This is a genomic window from Rhodococcus sp. 06-418-5 (genome assembly GCF_002258285.1).
In the GTDB taxonomy this organism is placed as follows: domain Bacteria; phylum Actinomycetota; class Actinomycetes; order Mycobacteriales; family Mycobacteriaceae; genus Rhodococcoides.
The window spans coordinates 160,669-176,995 of sequence record NZ_NOYE01000018.1; the positions used below are offsets into that span (position 1 = coordinate 160,669).

The 16,327-nt window shown below is 61.7% G+C and carries 17 protein-coding genes and 1 riboswitch; of the genes, 11 read left to right on the forward strand and 6 right to left on the reverse strand.

Going from position 1 to position 16,327, the window contains the following annotated elements; all coding sequences use genetic code 11:
* The first annotated feature begins 12 nt into the window (after window positions 1-12).
* The 7 genes from CH274_RS16670 (at window position 13) to CH274_RS16700 (ending at window position 5,756) form a co-directional block, all read left to right on the forward strand.
* The gene (locus CH274_RS16670; RefSeq protein ID WP_094658172.1) at window positions 13-1,173 is read left to right on the forward strand and encodes an acyl-CoA dehydrogenase family protein; all 1,161 of its coding nucleotides are present in this window, start codon (window positions 13-15) and stop codon (window positions 1,171-1,173) included.
* 8 nt (window positions 1,174-1,181) lie between these two features.
* On the forward strand, window positions 1,182-1,961 hold the full coding sequence (locus CH274_RS16675; protein WP_094658174.1) for an SDR family NAD(P)-dependent oxidoreductase: 780 nt from the start codon (window positions 1,182-1,184) through the stop codon (window positions 1,959-1,961).
* Between the two features lie 35 nt (window positions 1,962-1,996).
* Window positions 1,997-2,695: a TetR/AcrR family transcriptional regulator gene (locus CH274_RS29275; protein WP_179275786.1), complete on the forward strand. Its 699-nt coding sequence runs from the start codon at window positions 1,997-1,999 to the stop codon at window positions 2,693-2,695.
* 83 nt (window positions 2,696-2,778) lie between these two features.
* Window positions 2,779-3,309, forward strand: a complete 531-nt coding sequence (locus CH274_RS16685) for a VOC family protein (protein WP_094658176.1) — start codon at window positions 2,779-2,781, stop codon at window positions 3,307-3,309.
* Window positions 3,310-3,319: 10 nt separating this feature from the next.
* A complete protein-coding gene (locus CH274_RS16690; protein ID WP_094658178.1) occupies window positions 3,320-3,508 on the forward strand; it encodes a ferredoxin in 189 nt (62 codons plus the stop codon).
* Window positions 3,472-4,698: an NAD(P)/FAD-dependent oxidoreductase gene (locus CH274_RS16695; RefSeq protein ID WP_143546595.1), complete on the forward strand. Its 1,227-nt coding sequence runs from the start codon at window positions 3,472-3,474 to the stop codon at window positions 4,696-4,698. Before CH274_RS16690 ends, CH274_RS16695 begins: the two co-directional genes overlap by 37 nt.
* Window positions 4,695-5,756 (forward strand): MBL fold metallo-hydrolase, encoded by a 1,062-nt coding sequence (locus tag CH274_RS16700; protein WP_094658182.1) that lies wholly within the window; start codon window positions 4,695-4,697, stop codon window positions 5,754-5,756. The genes CH274_RS16695 and CH274_RS16700 overlap by 4 nt, the downstream gene beginning before the upstream one ends.
* 67 nt (window positions 5,757-5,823) lie before the next feature.
* Here CH274_RS16700 and CH274_RS16705 read toward each other — a convergent pair whose 3' ends face one another.
* Both CH274_RS16705 and CH274_RS16710 read right to left on the reverse strand, forming a co-directional pair.
* On the reverse strand, window positions 5,824-6,201 hold the full coding sequence (locus tag CH274_RS16705; RefSeq protein ID WP_094658184.1) for a DUF6941 family protein: 378 nt from the start codon (window positions 6,199-6,201) through the stop codon (window positions 5,824-5,826).
* A gap of 114 nt (window positions 6,202-6,315) precedes the next feature.
* Window positions 6,316-6,969 (reverse strand): hypothetical protein, encoded by a 654-nt coding sequence (locus CH274_RS16710; RefSeq protein WP_094658186.1) that lies wholly within the window; start codon window positions 6,967-6,969, stop codon window positions 6,316-6,318.
* Between the two features lie 156 nt (window positions 6,970-7,125).
* A riboswitch (SAM riboswitch) is annotated at window positions 7,126-7,245 on the forward strand.
* 151 nt (window positions 7,246-7,396) lie between these two features.
* On the opposite strand from CH274_RS16710, the gene CH274_RS16715 reads away from it, so the two are divergent.
* Entirely contained in the window at window positions 7,397-7,702 is a 306-nt protein-coding gene (locus CH274_RS16715; protein WP_256993614.1) for a mandelate racemase/muconate lactonizing protein, read from the forward strand.
* A 39-nt stretch (window positions 7,703-7,741) separates the two neighbouring features.
* Here the strand turns inward: CH274_RS16715 and CH274_RS16720 are convergent, their stop codons facing one another.
* Together CH274_RS16720 and CH274_RS16725 are read right to left on the reverse strand one after the other, a co-directional pair.
* Window positions 7,742-8,206 carry a nucleoside deaminase gene (locus CH274_RS16720; protein WP_094658188.1) on the reverse strand — a complete coding sequence of 155 codons (465 nt, stop codon included), beginning with the start codon at window positions 8,204-8,206 and terminating at the stop codon, window positions 7,742-7,744.
* A 451-nt stretch (window positions 8,207-8,657) separates the two neighbouring features.
* The gene (locus tag CH274_RS16725; protein ID WP_094658189.1) at window positions 8,658-9,830 is read right to left on the reverse strand and encodes a hypothetical protein; all 1,173 of its coding nucleotides are present in this window, start codon (window positions 9,828-9,830) and stop codon (window positions 8,658-8,660) included.
* A gap of 197 nt (window positions 9,831-10,027) precedes the next feature.
* On the opposite strand from CH274_RS16725, the gene CH274_RS16730 reads away from it, so the two are divergent.
* A complete protein-coding gene (locus CH274_RS16730) occupies window positions 10,028-11,206 on the forward strand; it encodes a hypothetical protein (protein ID WP_143546597.1) in 1,179 nt (392 codons plus the stop codon).
* 107 nt (window positions 11,207-11,313) lie between these two features.
* On the forward strand, window positions 11,314-12,213 hold the full coding sequence (locus CH274_RS16735) for a DUF6636 domain-containing protein (protein ID WP_143546598.1): 900 nt from the start codon (window positions 11,314-11,316) through the stop codon (window positions 12,211-12,213).
* A gap of 117 nt (window positions 12,214-12,330) precedes the next feature.
* Here the strand turns inward: CH274_RS16735 and CH274_RS16740 are convergent, their stop codons facing one another.
* Window positions 12,331-12,621 carry a helix-turn-helix domain-containing protein gene (locus CH274_RS16740; RefSeq protein ID WP_306436607.1) on the reverse strand — a complete coding sequence of 97 codons (291 nt, stop codon included), beginning with the start codon at window positions 12,619-12,621 and terminating at the stop codon, window positions 12,331-12,333.
* Window positions 12,622-13,459: 838 nt separating this feature from the next.
* Here CH274_RS16740 and CH274_RS16755 point away from each other — a divergent pair.
* The gene (locus CH274_RS16755; RefSeq protein WP_094658198.1) at window positions 13,460-15,205 is read left to right on the forward strand and encodes a TerD family protein; all 1,746 of its coding nucleotides are present in this window, start codon (window positions 13,460-13,462) and stop codon (window positions 15,203-15,205) included.
* 17 nt (window positions 15,206-15,222) lie between these two features.
* Here CH274_RS16755 and CH274_RS16760 read toward each other — a convergent pair whose 3' ends face one another.
* Window positions 15,223-16,326: an alcohol dehydrogenase catalytic domain-containing protein gene (locus tag CH274_RS16760; protein WP_094658199.1), complete on the reverse strand. Its 1,104-nt coding sequence runs from the start codon at window positions 16,324-16,326 to the stop codon at window positions 15,223-15,225.
* Window position 16,327 lies beyond the last annotated feature (1 nt).

Genomic DNA, 16,327 nt, shown 5'->3' on the forward strand with positions numbered 1-16,327 from the left:
TAGGAGAACATCATGGACTTTTCGTTGACGGACGAACAAGAGCAGTTCCGCAAATCGCTCCGCGCATGGATCGACTCGGAATTGGACAAGAACACCGCTCGGGAATGGGAAGGGCGAGAATTCGAGTACCCCTTCGAGCTGTGGGACAAGATGTCGAAGCAGGGCCTGCACGGCATAGGTCTGCCGGAGGAATACGGTGGACAGGGCGGCGACGTGATGACTCAGATGATCGTCGCCCGCGAGCTCGCGCGGACGCTCGGAGGACTCACCTGGATTTGGGGCGTCTCATCGTTCTGCGCCAAATCCGTTGCACTGTATGCCCAGGAAGAAGTCAAGCAGGAGCTGCTGCCGAAGTTGGCGGACGGTGAGATCCGTATGTCCATCGCCCTGACGGAACCGTCGGGCGGTACGGATGTGCTGGGCTCGATGAAGACCGTCGCCAAGAAGGTAGACGGTGGGTGGCGCATCACCGGACAGAAGATCTGGTCCACGGCAGCCCATGTCGCGGACTACCTCATGCTCGTTGCGAAGAGCGACCCGAACGCGGACAAGGCGAGTCGCGGTATGACGATCTTCTTGGTACCCGGCAAAGCCGAGGGCATCACCACTCGTCAGATTCCCAAGGTCGGCATGAAGTCGGTCGGTTCGTGCGAAGTGTGGCTCGACGAAGTGTTCGTCGAGGACCGTCTCGTCGTGGGCGAGGTCAACAAGGGCTGGTACCAGATGCTCGAGACTCTCAACAACGAGCGAATCATGGTGGGTGCCCTCTGCACCGGAGTGCTCGACGGTGTCTTCGAGGACGCGCTGGCCTACCTGAAGGAGCGCGAAGCGTTCGGTAAGCCCATCGGCCAGTTCCAATCGCTGCAGCACTTCGTAGCCGATATGGCGATGTGGCAGAAGCAAGCCGAGTTGATGACCAACTACGCGGCCTGGCGTCAGGAGCAGGGCTTGCCCTGTGGCACCGAATCGACGATGGCAAAGGTGGTAGCGTCCGAATTGGCAGGCAAGGCAGCCGATCTGGGCATGCAAATCCTGGGCGGAATGGGCTACGCGCTCGAGACGGACATGCAGAGGTACTGGCGAGATGTGCGCCTTTACCGCATCGGACCCATCACGAGCGAAATGGCGCGCAATCAAATTGCCGAGTCCTACGGTCTGCCGAGATCGTTCTGAGGTCTCTCATGCGAATAGCAAATTCGGTCGTCGTCGTCACCGGCGGAGCGTCGGGACTCGGTGAGCAGGTCGCCAGAATGGTCGTCGCCGAGGGCGGTCGCGTCGTGATCCTCGACCGTCCGGAGTCGGCGGGGAATGAACTGGCAACCGAGATGGGTGACGCGGCCGCCTTCGAGCCGGTCGACGTCTCGGTACCCGATCAGGTCGAGCGTGCTGTCTCGCGGTCGGTCACCCGATTCGGACGCGTCGATGTGCTGGTCGGATGCGCAGGCATCAGTCCGCCGGGACGGGTGGTCAACAAAGCGAAGCGTCCGTTCCCGCTGGACCGGTACCGCCAGTGCCTGGACGTCAATCTGATCGGTGCGTTCGACGTCATTCGTACCTGTGCTGCGGCGATGGTAGAGAACGAGCCGGACGGCGACGGCAGCCGAGGAATCGTCATCAGCATCGGCTCGATTGCGGGTATCGAGGGTCAGGTCGGCCAGGCCGCTTATGCGGCTTCCAAGGGCGGCTTGATTGCCATGACGTTGCCGATCGCCCGTGACCTCGCAGAGTGGGGGATCCGGTCGATGACGGTGTGCCCGGGCAGCATGGACACCCCCATGCTGGCCGCGGCCGCGCCGTCGGTCCGACAGAGCTTGATCAGCGAGGCCGTTTTCCCGAAGCGGTTGGGCGCGGCGTCCGAGCTCGCTCGACTGGTCCAGCACATAGTCGAAAACGGCTTCTTGAACGGGGAAGTGATTCGCCTCGACGGTGCGTTGCGACTCGGACCTTCGCCGGCGTCGTAGGGTGGGGAGATTCGCCGTTGTCGAGAGGGGTGTGCATGGTCGAGGAAGCGACGCGCCGCGGGCCGGGCCGTCCGCGCAAGGACCAGCCCGATCCACAGCGGTTCCAGGAGATCCTCGATGGTGCCGCCACGGTTTTCCTCGCCCGTGGCTACGATGCGTCGAGCATCCAGGAGGTAGCCGACGAGGTCGGCATGCTGAAGGGAAGCCTCTACCACTACGTCAAGACCAAGGAAGACTTTCTCTACGAGATCATCAAGCGTGCCTTCGACGCTGCGCTGATAGAGGTTGGCAATGCCGTCGACTTGGACGGCAATGCTCTCGATCGATTGACTGCGTTCGTTCGTGCGCATGTCGAGTTCACCGTCGCCAACTTCACATCGATGAGCATTCAGTTCCGCGAGCGACGTGCGTTGTCGGAGAACCGACGTCGTGAGATCACCGAGCTCGGTGACGCATACACGGGCCTACTGCGATCGATACTTGCCGAGGGCCGTGCGGAGAAGTTGATCAGCGACAGCCTGGACGTCTCGTTGGCTACCTGGACCATTCTGGGGCAGCTCAACTCGCTGGTGAATTGGTTCCATGTGGGCGGCCGGATGTCGGTCGAGGAACTCGTACAAAGGCTCACCGGGATGATCTTGGCGTCCGTGGTCTCGGACGAAGGCGTGAAGCGGGCCGGGTCACTCGAGGCGGTACGAACCTCCGGTCCTGCCGCATTGCGCGCGACTCGGTAGCAACGAATCTTCTTGTGGGCTTCGGTCACTTGTAGGTATACAATTACACCAACCGATTGGTTGAATTAACTTGAGGAGGCTCGATGGCCAGCGTTCATATCGACCACGTCTCGATGTGTGTGAAGGACCTAGATCGTGCAATTGCGGACTGGCAGGACATTCTCGGTGTCCTCACCCCCGAACTGACCACCACCTTGACCCGGGGGAACGGTGCCTCCGACGGGACCGCGATGAATTGGGCCACGTATCAGAATCCGGATCCCACCGGAGTGTCGATTCAATTGTGGGCACCTGCGACCGACGACTCCTGGGTGCACAAGGTGTTGAAGAAGCGCGGCGAGTTCGTGCACCACATCGCGTTCCTTTCGACGAATTTCGGTCACACCGTGCAGCAGTGCCGAGATGCAGGTTTGCCGCTCGTCCTCGACGAAAGCAGCTCGCCGGACACCATGCCCTGGTTGCACTGGAACTTCATTCCCGAGGAGAAGTGCCATGGCGTTTTGATCGAACTTGCAACTCGCTACCAAGTAGGCGGCGACAAGTGGCTGCCGCACCCGGGTAACGAAGAGAACAAGAAATTCCAACAAGAGCTCGTCGGGCAGTTCTACCGGTAGGGAGTGCGACATGAAGATTTCAGTCGACCTGGCTCTGTGTCAGGATTACGGTCAGTGCGTTTACGCAGCGCCGACGGTGTTCACATTGAACGACACTGGCCTCGAGTTCGAGTCGAATCCCTCTGAAGATGACCGTACGGATGTGGAAGCAGCCGTCGATGCGTGTCCACTGCAGGCGATTTCGATAGTCGGCAGCTGATGTCGTGCGGTATCGCCATTGTGGGTGCGGGTCTGGCGTCGCTGCGGACAGTCGATGCACTGCGCGCCGAGGGATACACAGGTGACATCACGGTGTTCGGTGCCGAGAAATACATGCCCTACACCAGGCCGCCGATATCGAAGGCGTTGCTGCACGATTCCGCGGTACACGACGCAGTGGCTCTGACGAGACGGTCGACCTCCGCGCGTGACCGGTGGCTACTCCGAACACGCATCGTAGGCAGCGATTTGACGAAACGGACCCTGACAGCCGACGACGGCTCCACATTCGGGTACGAGGCGCTCGTAGCGGCGTCGGGCGTGGAACCGCGGCGGCTTTCGGCGACCGCCGGCCGAGCGGACTGCAGGAGTCTGCGATCGCTCGACGATGCACAGTTCGTCCAAGCGAACGTCGCAGACGGTGCCACGGTCGTCGTCCTGGGTGCCGGCTTCATCGGCTGTGAGGCCGCGGCGTCATTGACCGGCAGGGGAATTCGAGTTCACGTGGTCGCGCTCGACGACGCGCCGATGGTGCGGCCGCTCGGTGCTCTCGTCGGCGGCGAAATTCGGCGCAGGCACGAAGCCCATGGTGTGGTCTTCCATCTCGGCGTCGGTGTCTCCGCGGTTGAAGGCGACGACTTTGCACCCGTCGTGACGTTGAGCGATGGGTCGTCCATAGCGGCATCGCTCGTGATCGAAGCCGTCGGTTCGAGGCCGAGCACGTCATGGATGGAAGGAAATGGTCTCGACTTGACCGATGGCGTGCTGTGCAGCAACGACTTACGGGTTGTTGGCACTGCCGACGTTGTGGCCGTCGGCGATGTCGCAAGATTTCCCAATCCGATGTTCGACGACGTCGCCCGACGCGTCGAACACTGGCAGATGCCGATGTTCTCCGCGAAGCGAGCTGCAAGGTCTTTGCTGGCAGGTTCGGTAACGACAGCCCCGGCATTCGACTCTTTCGCTCCGATGCCTTGGTTCTGGTCCGATCAATTCGACGTGAAGATCCAGTCGTTCGGTCAGCCTGGTCTGGGTACCGACGTCACTGTTGTAGACGGTGAACTGGGTGCGGACTTCTGTGCGGCGTACATCCGGGACGGGGTCGTCGTAGGTGTCGTTCATATCGGTGAGGCCAAGAAGGCGGCCAAGTTTCGAGGGTTGATCGGCACGTCGATGATGGTGCGTTCATGATAGCCGGAGTTCTCCCATTGCGTCGAGCGACCGACGCAGGCCAGCATTGGACCGAAGCCGGTGTATTCGAGGTCGCCGACGGTGTGCATCGGATTCCGTTGCCGATGCCGGGCGACGGGTTGGCTGCAATAAATGTCTATGCACTCGAGACGGGCAAGGGGCTCGTACTGATCGATACGGGGCAATCGAGCGACGCCGCACGGGAGACGTTGGCACGCGGACTCGCTGCGCTGGGGGAATCGTTCGAGTCCGTTCACGCCGTCGCGGTGACGCACGTTCACGCCGATCATTATTCGAACGCAGCCGAGATCAGACGCTGTTCCGGAGCTGAGGTAGCTCTGCACGTCGACGAGCGGGAGTCACTGCGACGCGCAGCCGAACCCGAGTTCGTCGGTCATGAGCCGCATTTGCGTTCGTTGTTGCGTGCAGGAGCAACGGGCTGGACGGATGACGTGCCAGCGCGGCCGGAGTGGCGTTCGTGGAGTTTCAGGGATTTCGAGGATCCCGATCGGTGGCTGGTCGACGGGGATTCCGTCGCTGAGGGCACCCTCGAAGTCGTCCATACGCCGGGGCACACGAGAGGCAACTGTGTGTTCGTCGATCCGTTACGCGGGGCCGTCTTCACAGGCGATCATGTGCTGCCGCGCATCACGCCGTCCGTCGGCTTCGAGTCGGTGTTGTCGGTCAATCCTCTCGGTGCGTATCTTGCGTCCCTTGGCGCTCTTCTCGACCTGCCCGATGCGCGCATGTTTCCGGCGCACGGCCCAGTGGTGCCGGTGCTGCATGCCAGGGTTCGTGAGTTGATCGCTCACCATGAAACGCGACTGAGCGGTTTTGCTGACGCCGTGGCGAGCGGAGCGAACACCGCGTACGACGTTGCACTCGTGTCCACCTGGACTCGGCACGAAAGAGCGCTGCCCGAACTCGATCTCTTCAACCGCACGTTGGCTGTCAACGAGACGCTGGCGCACCTGGAGCTTTTGGTGGTGCGAGGACATCTGACAGAAGTTGTCGATGATCGCGGTGTTGCCATGTTCCGGATGGCCGATCAGCCGTAGCGCGAGCCTCCAGTCGGCGTCCGAAAGAACATCGTTTTTCATCGCACAGCTGATACCGCGACAGAGGTCACCCGAAGGCGATGCGCAGTCCGACGCTCGCTGTGGCCCCGCCGGCGCTGAGGATGAAGTTGTGCCGTCCTTCGTCGCGGAACACCATCTGCATCGGGAGGAACCAGAATCGATTCTCGCCGGTGAAGCCGGCACCGGGGATCTGGAGGCCGCGTTGATTGACGATGTGTTCCCCGTTGGCGTCGAGTACTTCGAGAGTCGCTGGAAAGTCCTTGCCGATGTCGTCGGGCCCGGTCTGCAGTAGCGCGACCAGGCGGCATTCGAGCATGCGCGTGTCGCGAGGGACGGTGCAGGTGTCCCAGACGCCGCCGAGAATGTCGAGCATGTCGTTGGCGGCTCGCGCATACTCGGCGAAGAACAATCCGGTGATGATCATTGGCTTCCTCTCCCGTTAATGAATTGGTCTGAGTAAAAAGAACTTTGCTCACCGCGTCGACCGAGGAAGTCGAGCGCACCACTCCCGGCGGCGCGGCGGTCGACCCTCGAGCTCCTACGCTGTCGTACGCAACGCCCACGCCCGCGCGAGCGCAAAGGTTGCCACGAGTACGCACAACACCGCCACGATCACGGCGACGAAAGTGGATGCCGCCGTGGAGAATCCGAGAATCCAGGCAGTCCCCGTTCCGACCAGGGTGGCGAGGACACCCCCGATCGGGAGAAAGGCAGCCACCACCTTGGTCGTCCGGGACGGCAACGGATCGTGACTTACTTTGAGCAGCAACCGAACCGAGGCGACTCCGAGCACGTAGGCCATCGCTCCGGTACCTGCGTATATCGGCAGCAGGTAGTCGGTCGAGACGCCCGAATTCAGACCGGAAAAGCTCGTTCCGACGAGAATCACTACGGGCGTCATTCCCAGCGTCACTCCGATCAGACCGGCAACGGCGACGAGCCCAACGCGCCGAGTGGGCTCGTCGGCGAATCGAAACCCGCACAGGTGGAGCACCAGGCCTGCGAGCATGCCGACTATTGCTCCGACTGTGGCAGCGACAATGGGCTGCACCCACGGCCCCAGCGTGGTGTCCGGACCATAGAAGGACTCGCCGGAGACGTACGCCGAGTACCCCGCAGTTCCGGTCGCCGAGTAACCCAGAACCGCAATCACTGCGCCGAGCAAAGCAAAACCACTTCCCTGTTTGATCACGCGTCAATGATGACGGATGTCCGATCTGCGTAGAGAAATTCGGCCGGAGTGTTGCTGGTTCACCTGTTGGTTCCTGATTCCGTTGCCAATTCGTCGAGTTGGTCCGCCGATTCACAGGATTGTCCAACCCGTACCCCTCGGCTATTGTCGAAGAAGGTTCAAGAGCAATAGCCGTAGGTACCTGGCCGGCTGTTCGGCAACCCCGTCTCCATCGACAGGGTGCCCCAGGGGAAGAACCGGCGCGTCCCGCAAACCGCGGGCGTGCAAGTCGATGGAGGGTTGCACCTCCGGGGTGAGGTGAACGATGTCCGTTAGTGACGATCTTCAAGCTGCGCAGGCGAAGTGGGAACCTATTCCGCCGGAACGCCGTCGTACTTGGTGCCAAACCCTACTGAGTTACCCGCCGATCTGGTACGGAGTGTTCCCGATGATCGAGACTCGGAGGCGGGTGCTCGAAGGCGGATACGCCAATGCGGAAGCCTGGATCGACCTTGCGAAACGTGCTGAGGCAGTGGGTTTCACGCCGCAGACGTGGTTGATCTTTCGGCAGAGTCTCGAGCCCGCGTATCTGAAGGATCGGTTCCCGTCCCATCCCGAGAACATGCCGAAGCGGCGCGGTAACGGCGGTGTCGAGACGGTGGTGGTCGATCCCGAGGACTTCTCCGAATGGCCATGGCTGTTCGAGGCGGGGTATCGAGCGGGCGAGGCGACCTGGCAGGCGTTGGCTCGATGACTCACTCGAGCTCGGACAGGACCGGTTCGTCGGTGCCGCCTATGCGTCCTCCCCGATGTCCTCGAACCACAGGCTCGGTCGCTCGGCGAGCATGCGTTCCATCAGTCGAACGCATTCCGCGTCGTCGACGACGTCGACCTGCACGCCGTGCTCGCGCAGCAGGCTTTCCGATGTCTCGAAGGAGCGGTTTTCACCTACGACGATCCGAGGAATCTCGTACAGCAGAGCGGTTCCCGCGCACATAAAGCACGGAGACAACGTGGTGTAGAGCACCGACTTTCGGTACACCGAGGCGGGAAGTCGGCCTGCTCGTTCGATGCAGTCGGTTTCACCGTGACGGATTGCGCTGTCCATCTGGACTCGGCGGTTTCGACCCACCGCAAGAACTTCGCCATCGTGGACGAGTGCCGCGCCTATCGGAACGCCGCCCTCATCCCAGCCGATCTGGGCCTGTTCGATTGCAAGTCCGAGGAAGTACTCGTCGGTGCGTGCAGGATCGGTCATGGGTCCTCCTCGGCGTCTATGAATTGTAAGAGTGATCCTTTCAGTCGACCAGGCATCGAACAGATTGCCAAGGGGATCGTGTTGATTGAGCAGGCGTCGATCTGACGCACTCTGTCCTGTCCGCAACTGGGTCGCCAAGAAATCTGATAGCCGCAACCGCGCGCGGAAGCTGCGATCGCGCCCCGCCCGAATCGGGCTTCGCCGAACGACGCAAGTTGATCTTTGAAGGGAGCGATGTGAACGACCTTCAAACGGGGTCGCTCTTCATGGGCATTGGTAAGAATGGTTCGGGCCGACCCGAAGGAGTTCGCTGCCGAGGCGGTTAAGCGGGATCGGTATCCGCCCTCATCCACGGACAGATAGGTCTGTCCTTAGCCCGAAACGCAGCCAGGATTGGCCAGATACCCTCTGGAATTCTGGACGGCATTTATCGACTTCAGCGAGACGGCACTCAACAGACCGTGCTCGCATATGAAGGATCGAACGACTGCCCCTCGGACGGGAAGTACCACTGAACCTTGACGTACGCAGGCAGACCGTTGCACGTACTCGGCTCGTAGGCAACGATTTCTGCCGGGGTCATGGGTGCACTCGCAACCGTGCCCGTCGGGGATACGTACGGTGCCATGCCGTGGCCCACCGCCCGTTCGCCACCCCAGGAATCCCACACGATGTCACCGATGTAACCGCTTGGAGAGCCGCCGAAGTACACGGCTTCCGGACGAATTTCGCCATACCCCTCCGAGTTGCTCAGTGGGGTGCCGCCGAGAACCATGTTCGGATTCTCCTGCGCTGCAATCGGAGCGAATGCTGGGGGCGCGGAATGCGCGGCCTGGCACTCGAAGGTTCCCGACAGAGCCGAACGATCCGCACTCACGTACTGACCGGCCACACGGTTCGTGTCGGCAACGGTCCAGTTGTCGCCGACCCAGCGTGAGGTGGTCGTCTCGTTATAGGCCCCACCGGGCGTGACGATACCGAAGCTGACGTCTGCCTCAGTCTTCACCACACCGACCGAACCTGGCTCGGGGCATCGAACGAACACCCGATACATCTCGGTCGGCACCGCCCACATGTACGCGGTTTCGCCCGGACTGATGACACCTTCGGGTGCAGGCACTGAAACTGGGCCGTCGTCCCAACCGATCACCCCGAACAGTTCGAAGCCGCCCAACCCCATCTTGGCGTCGACGACGATATCGGCACCCTGTTCACGAGTGATGTTGAAGGCTCCGACGAACACCCCGGACGGAGTGATGTCGTCGGGAAATATGTGCTTGTTCGGCACACTCGATGTCGTGAGCGATGTTCCGGTGTCGATTCGTACAGTGATCTGGGCGTCGACGAGTTCGATTCCCACATTGTCGGGGTTGTTGTCGCCGTCGACGTCGACGGACGCAACTACCTCGCATGCACCTCTGGTGCCCACACATGGATTTCCAGCCGGAGTGGCCGGGGGTGTCGGCGTTTCGGAGATGCCTTCGGTCGGAACATCGGTGACCGACGCGACTGCTGGATCGCCTGAGTCCGTCGACAGCGTAGATGCTTCGTCTGCGCCGCATCCACCGATCAGCAGAGCGACGGAAACGGCAAGGACGTGAACATGTTTGACGCGACGGAGCATATCGACAATCTAGATGAGTGGGCTGTTTCCCGGCATCGGCTGAACAACCGACCTCGCAACCTGCTGGTCGATCATGTCGGTTGAACGTGGGATAGCAAATGGGTTGGGACGAATTTATCGTCGTGTGACTCAACGGGCTTTTCCCGCGGTCGTTCGCGGATCGGCGTGTGTCAATTGTGGGGAAGGAATCACTGTTCATGAACTCCGATGCAGGGGATTTCCCAGACGAACTCGACGACCAGCAGACTCGAGGGGCTCAGCCTGACCTGCGATTCGACCTGCACCTGTGGCATGCGCTCGCAGCTCTGGCGGCTGTTTCGTTACTGGCCGCGATGCTTTCGGATTCCACGTTCGGATGGGTTTTGATCGCACTGGCCGCAGGTGCCGGAAGTTGGTACATCCGTCAGCGAGAGATCGGCTGGACGCCCGACATTCGTGAGGTGCTCGAACAGCACCGACTTGCTGCCCCGGTCCTGGGTGCGCGGCCGCCCGCCGAACCGAAACGCACCGAACCGGCACCGCCGATTCCGTTCCGAGCCATGACAATAGCCGAACTGTTCTACGGAGCTTGGAAAGTGGTCTCCAAGAATTGGCCCACGCTGGTGGGTATCCCAGCGGCAATCCTGCTCGTGTTCCTCGCGATTGTCTTCGTGTCGATCTCCGCGATCGGGATGTTCGCGCTCGGTGCGTCGTCATCGTTCAGTGACAGCGCACTTGTGTTGTCGGACAATCCGTTTTCGAGTTTGTTGCTCCTGTTCCTCGCCTGGTTGCTGCTCATCATGGCGATCGCGCTGCCGGCCGACGCGTTGCTGTTGGCGTTGTCGGTAGTCGCGAGTGAACGAGCCGTGCGCGGACTGCCGGTTGGATTGCTCGACGTGTGGAACACCGCACGGAGCCGGATGTTCGCGGTATGCCGGATGACGCTGACGTTCTATGGTCTGTCCGCTCTACCCAGCCTCGTCTTTGTAGCACTGTTGTCGCAGGGTGGCGGACTGGGCAGCCTCATGTTGGTGCCGTTCGTCAGCCTCGGCGTGTTCGCTGCGTCCATCCTGTTCAGCTTGTCGCCGGTCGTTCTGGTCGTCGAGAGTCGAGGCGTGGTCGATTCCCTACGTCGATCGGTGAGTCTGTCGAAACCCGCCTGGGGCAGGCTGATCGGGATCCACCTGCTCTGGTCACTGTGCTTCGTTCCGTTGATGCTCGTCACGACGATCTTCGGTTTCAACCTGCTGGTCTACGCGGTGGTAATTGGAATCATGATTGCGGGATTCCGTGTATTGCAGCTGCTCATCTACACCGATCTGCGTATTCGAGCCGAGCAGTACGACCACGAACTCATCGCAGAGTGGGCCCGCAACAGCGGGACCAGCTCGATCTGATGCGCGCCGGTACGTCGCTGCTCATCGTGTGTGCCTCGCTTCTTGTCGTCGTGGCGGGGTGTTCCCGTGTAAGTGCTCCGGTCTCTGCCTTCGCTGAGACGACCGCCGTGCCGGAACAGTCGACATTCGAGGTCTCGACGACCGATCCGCTGCCATCGCCACCGTCAGCCGCGGCCATCTCGCTCGTGGACCCGGCGACCTTCGCCTGGGGAGAAGGAGGTCTGCAGGGATTCTTCTTCACGACGCCCAGTGGATTGTGGCGATGTGCCATTCTGGCGGACAGTGCGCAGGGCGGCAGTGACGATCTGATGGCTGGTTGTCAGCCGTCGTCGAGCATGCCGATGAACGTGGCGGGTGCGCCATCGGTACCCGACCACTACAGCCGCGATGCGACTGCCCCGAACGCGATCCTCGTGAACGCAACGGAAGACGCCAGATTCGCGAGCCTGAGCCAGGCGTTGTTCTGGCGTAACGACACAACTCCTGTCCTTTCGTACGGACAAACGTTGTCTACCATCGGGTTTTCCTGCAACGTGCAGGAGTCCGGCGTGTCGTGCCGCTCGGACCGATCCGGTAAAGGGTTCACGTTCTCGACCGACGGATATCAGTTCGAGTACATCGAGGCACGTGGTGCCGCGACACCGGTGTCGACGGTTACGTCGGGTGGCGTCGACCCTGTGCTCGGAATGGCAACCGACACATATCAAGTGGGGTACGGGGAGGTCCGGCCTCCGGAGATCAGCAACGGTGGTGCGTCCTTGTCCGGGATTGTCACCGACATCGTGTGGGATTCGTGGGGTGGGCCGACGGCCATCGGAACCGGCACGACCGCTCATGTCACCCCGGAGACCCCTTCACCCGGCGCTGCACCACAGGAACGGGCATCGATCGTTGCCTTCGACCTCGGTGCATGCGACGGGATCTCGATGTACAGGTCATTCGTGTGGTTCTTCCCGCAGGACCAGTCACTCGAGGCTGCGAAGGCGAACGCTGTTCACACGTGCTGAGGCGGCGGATTCTGAAGCGCTCGAGTACCAGTGACGGCCGGGATCGACTAGTCGTCGCTGTGGTGTTCGTCGACTTATGAACATATTCCGATGCAGTAGGGCGAGACAGTGCTGTCTTTATAAGCGCGGATCGAGCGGCGGCACAGGGATATCAGCCCGAGTGTTCAGAGAGATGCTGCAGCCCAGAGCATCCGCAATTGCGATTAGACCGTCGAGTTGGACCGAGTTCTTCCCGCCTTCGAGAGCTTGGACTGTCGATCGACCAACTCCTGCAAGCAATGCCAGTTCTGCTTGAGTGAGGCGCAATTGATGCCGACGAGCGACGAAGGATTCGGCCAGCTCACTCGAGGGCAGTCGGGTTCGTCGTCGTGGGGTGGCCACATTTGCTCCTTGTGCTTGCATAGACATGCATAGAGGAGATTACCCGTGAAAATTGTCGTGTGGAACCCGCTTACGCATGCGTATTAAGGCATAGCGCTCGATCCGAACATCGAATCATGCGTTTTCGCGCGCAGATCCCTGCGATACTGAGCCGACATGGCCTGTGCCGTGGGCGGGTCCACGCATTCTCGACCGGTTCGGAGTTGCCATGTCCATGAGAACGTTCATTGCAATCACCGCAATAGCCCTCGCTTGCGTCGGCTGCTCGAGCAGTCCCACCGAGACACCGAGCGACGCTGTTTCTGCGACGAGCAGCTCGAGCGCTGCTGTGTCGGCATTGCCTACCTCCACCGTGGCCGCTCCGGCTGCACCTGACCCGCCAGTTCCTCAGCCTCAACCAGTCACCTACGAGTGCGGAGACTTGGACCTGTATCAATCCGGAACCGCCTTGTACTCAGACGGAACGACAGGGTACGAAGCCGAATGCGACACGTTCGTCGCGCCTGCGGCTCCTGAATTGAGATATTGCGATTACGGCGGCACCGCAGTCTTCACCGACGGCTCGTACGCGGTGAACGACCCGAGATGTGCTGCGACCGCGCCGTCGCCCGAGTCCGGGTATCCGTACGACGAGTCCGAAGATCGAAACGGTGATGGCGCGGTGAATGGGTATGAGCGGTGCGGAGTTCTGTGCGGCGAGGAACCGACCAGCGGAGACGTACAGACCCAGTATGGCTGCGAGCAGGGCTACATCACCGGTTCGCAGTGTGAATAGAGGGACCCGCGATCGGCATTTTCCGTACTGAGGATCGCCCGTACGGCATAGTGACCACCACTGTCCGACGCGGTCGAAGGTGGAAGCTCTGTGAGGAACGCGCTCAGAAGCGGCAGCGACAGGTGGGTCGTCGTCGATGTCGAGACTTCGGGTCTGAAGGCGTCCCGTGATCGGGTACTCAGCGTGGCCGCTCTGACGGTCGACGAGGACGGACGCGTCGGACGCGAACTGTCGACTCTGGTCAACCCGGGCTGCGATCCCGGTCCGGTGCACATCCACAAACTGACGCCCGAACGACTCGCCGGTGCACCGACGTTCGACATGATCGCCCCGCAACTCATGGATTTGCTGGACGGTCGAACCATGGTCGCGCACAACGCGAGTTTCGACCACGGCTTCTTGAAGCTCGAATCGATGCGTGCGGGCATCGACATGCCGACGAAGCAACGATTGTGCACCGTGGCATTGTCGAGGCGGCTACAACTCGATACTCCCAACCACAAGCTATCCACCCTCGCCGCGCACTGGAAAGTGTTGCAGTCCAATGCACACGACGCCTACGACGATGCCCGCGTGCTGGCGCAGGTGTTCACCCACAGTGCTCGACTGGCCAGGTCGCTCGAACTTCCCCTTCCCGTCGTCACGTGCACCGAGCGCCTGACTCTGTATCCGGATACTGTTCCTCGCACACATTGCACGTGGGAGAACCCCGGTCCTCTTGCTGAAGACGGCGGTCTGATTCAGGGCATGCGAGTCGTCATCAGCGGCGACACGCGCATTCCGCGATTGCGTTTGGCCGCGCAGCTCACCGAAGCGGGCCTGGACGTGATGAACTCCGTCAGCCGGTTCACCAGCGTGGTGGTGTGTTCGGATCCCACAACGGAAAGCCGAAAGGTCGAACGGGCTCGCGCCCATGGCCTTCGGATCATCTCGGAGTCGGAGTTGCTCGACTTACTCCGGGATGTGCAGCCAGGAACGCCGAAAGGTACTCGGCCGCAGACCCAGCTGAAGCCACCCGTGCAGCAGTCCTCTCCCGTCGATAAGCCCTGGCAGGCAAGAAGGGTCCTGGTCATGGGTGGTTCCCACGCTGAGTCCGTGCTGATGCGGTCGCGCCTGATCCAACTCGGTGCCACACCGGCTGTGAATCTCAGTGCAGGCGTGACCGACATCCTGATCCTCGACGGCGGCGACGGAGATCCTCGAATGCCGAAGGTCAAAGAACGGGACCTGACGCTGCTGACGCCCGCATCGATCGACCGTGAACTGAAGATCGAGGTGCCTGCGCCACTGCCTGCTCGGCGGCCTCGAATCACCCCGCTGGTGCCACGGGGTGGCGTCGTCGACCTCGACCCTGATCGGACAGTGCTGACGGTCAACAGTTCCTGGCGCGCCGTCGACTCCGGACAGGTCGGTGTCGACGTCGTTGCTTTCCTGGTCAATGACGACGAATTGGTCTCCAGCGACGAGGATTTCGTCTTCTACAACGCTCCGGCCACCTCGGATGGTGCCGTCTCGATGTCGATCGACGGTGACAGTGAGCAGGGTGTGCGGATCGATCTGGCGCTGGTTCCCGAGGACTGCGCACGCATCGTCGTCGCCGCAGCCATAGACGGCGACAAGACGTTCGGCGATGTCGGCGCGGTCTCGATATCGCTCGATGGAGTCGATTCGACCGTCGCCACGGCCGTGCTCGACGCAGCCACGACCGAACAGTCGATGCTGCTCGCCGAGATCTACCGCCGGGGGAGCGGTTGGCGCTTTCGGCCCATCGGTCAGGGCTACGACGACGGGTTGGCGGAACTGGCCGTGAGATACGGCGTCGAGGTCGACGAGTAGTCCGAAGCGATCGGCGGTCAGTCGTGGCTGTTGAGGTCCACGACCAACCGGATCACGAGTTCGTCGTCGACGATTCGCGTTCGTTGCTCGCAGATGGTGTTCATCAATGCCGTGCCCTCGTCTATCCCGCGTCGGTGGGTGAGAAGTCCATCGATCGAGTCCTCGGCGAATGTCAGTGCCGTTGCTGCTGCGGTGAGTTGACCGTTCGTGACGCCCCGGTTGCCCGTCAGCGCCACGCGCTGAGAGCCGCGCGTGAACGTGGTCACCGCAGGCGGAGTCGGGCCGCCGGTATTGGCCTGCCGCACGCCGGCGATATCCACGCCGGGGAGCAGATCGGAGGTGGCCTTGGCAGGCACCCCGCCGATCGGGTGTACCGCCACCACTCGATCGCCGAGACGTCGCAAAGCCGCGTCGATGGACGCCACCGTCCCGGCGCGATGGGTGGCAACGAGTACTGCGACCGATCCGGTGAGGTGTCGCTCCCACTCGTCATCGACGGCGAAGTTCTTCACGTACGGGAGATGGTTCGCAGTCCACTTCGTACCCAGTTCGGTACGGTGCACCATCGCGACGTCCACGGTGGGGAACAGGACGGACCGAGCGAGTGTGGCTGCGAGATTGCCGATCAAACCGTCCCCGAAGATCAGCAGTGTCTCTGGGGTCTCCCGCGCCAGGCACGAGAGTGCATAGCGCACGACGGCGTACGGTTCGACGAGAGTCGCCCGGGCACTGGACAAATCAGTCGGAAGTAGCGACACCAATCCGCCGCCGACAGCGGACGCGCCGATGACGACGCGCTGCTGGAACAACCCCTCGACGTTGTGGCCGAGGAGGAACGACGAGTCGTGGGGGTGCGTCGGATTGACGACAACACGATCGCCGACGGCGAACCCCGACACCCCGGTACCGACCTCTATAACACGGGCAGCTCCCTCGTGCCCGACGATCGGGGACGGATCGTCTCGGTCACCGCGCACGATCTGAATGTCCGTCCCGCACAACGACACCGACTCCGGGGCAATCAGAAGCTCTCCCGGCCCGGGCGTCGGCGTCCGACGCTCTTCGACGGTCGAGTGGCTGCCCTGTCGAACGATGGCGCGATGAGTCGATTGCGTTGTCATG

Bases quoted from the DNA above. Each gene is read 5' to 3' on its own strand.
- CH274_RS16685 (WP_094658176.1), top strand. From the start codon at position 2,779: ATGGCCAGCGTTCATATCGACCACGTCTCGATGTGTGTGAAGGACCTA.
- CH274_RS16720 (WP_094658188.1), bottom strand. From the start codon at position 8,206: ATGACCGATCCTGCACGCACCGACGAGTACTTCCTCGGACTTGCAATC.
- CH274_RS16760 (WP_094658199.1), bottom strand. From the start codon at position 16,326: ATGACAACGCAATCGACTCATCGCGCCATCGTTCGACAGGGCAGCCAC.
- CH274_RS16675 (WP_094658174.1), top strand. From the start codon at position 1,182: ATGCGAATAGCAAATTCGGTCGTCGTCGTCACCGGCGGAGCGTCGGGA.
- CH274_RS16740 (WP_306436607.1), bottom strand. From the start codon at position 12,621: ATGTCTATGCAAGCACAAGGAGCAAATGTGGCCACCCCACGACGACGA.
- CH274_RS29275 (WP_179275786.1), top strand. From the start codon at position 1,997: ATGGTCGAGGAAGCGACGCGCCGCGGGCCGGGCCGTCCGCGCAAGGAC.
- CH274_RS16715 (WP_256993614.1), top strand. From the start codon at position 7,397: ATGATCGAGACTCGGAGGCGGGTGCTCGAAGGCGGATACGCCAATGCG.
- CH274_RS16670 (WP_094658172.1), top strand. From the start codon at position 13: ATGGACTTTTCGTTGACGGACGAACAAGAGCAGTTCCGCAAATCGCTC.
- CH274_RS16700 (WP_094658182.1), top strand. From the start codon at position 4,695: ATGATAGCCGGAGTTCTCCCATTGCGTCGAGCGACCGACGCAGGCCAG.
- CH274_RS16730 (WP_143546597.1), top strand. From the start codon at position 10,028: ATGAACTCCGATGCAGGGGATTTCCCAGACGAACTCGACGACCAGCAG.
- CH274_RS16705 (WP_094658184.1), bottom strand. From the start codon at position 6,201: ATGATCATCACCGGATTGTTCTTCGCCGAGTATGCGCGAGCCGCCAAC.
- CH274_RS16725 (WP_094658189.1), bottom strand. From the start codon at position 9,830: ATGCTCCGTCGCGTCAAACATGTTCACGTCCTTGCCGTTTCCGTCGCT.
- CH274_RS16690 (WP_094658178.1), top strand. From the start codon at position 3,320: ATGAAGATTTCAGTCGACCTGGCTCTGTGTCAGGATTACGGTCAGTGC.